Source organism: Aquimarina agarivorans (genome assembly GCF_000218485.1).
In the GTDB taxonomy this organism is placed as follows: domain Bacteria; phylum Bacteroidota; class Bacteroidia; order Flavobacteriales; family Flavobacteriaceae; genus Aquimarina; species Aquimarina agarivorans.
This window is the reverse complement of sequence record NZ_AFPB01000096.1, coordinates 1-521: the sequence shown is the minus strand read 5'-3', so window position 1 is coordinate 521 and position 521 is coordinate 1. Positions and strand designations below refer to the sequence as shown.

The 521-nt window shown below is 44.5% G+C and carries 1 protein-coding gene; it reads left to right on the top strand.

From position 1 onward, the window contains the following. Positions 1 to 256: hypothetical protein (locus tag GMC_RS22135; RefSeq protein ID WP_010521213.1), on the top strand; the 256-nt coding region annotated here is incomplete at its 5' end. Between the last annotated feature and the right edge of the window lie 265 nt (positions 257 to 521).

The following is a 521-nucleotide window of genomic DNA, read 5'->3' as shown; positions in this document are numbered from 1 at the left end:
CGAGAGATACGGAAAACTAGGTTTTCCCCTTAGCCAAGAGTTGGCTACTGATGTAATTCTCCAGTCGCTCCCTCCGAGCTTCGAGCCATTCATATTAAATTACCACATGAACAATATGGATAGAACCTTAGCTGAATTGCATGGGATGCTAAAGACAGCTGAGGAGAGTATCAAGAAAAACGGTCATCATGTGATGATGATGCAGAAGGCTAAGCGCAAACCACCTGTCAAGAACTTTGCACCAAGAGGAAGTTAACTCCCAATGGGATCGCGAGTGCCTCTAATGCAAAGAAGGCAAGAAGGGGTCGGCGGCATCAGATGCCGTTTGCTTCTACTGCAAGGCTGGAAGAGGAACTGCAAGAAGTACTTGGAGGATCTCAAAAAGAAGCAAAGTACGACTTCTGCTTCAGGTATTAATGTTATAGACATTAATCTTGCTACTTCACCTACTGACTCTTGGGTATTTGATACTGGATCAGTAGCTCATATTTGCAAATCGTTGCAGGGAATGCGCATAGAGA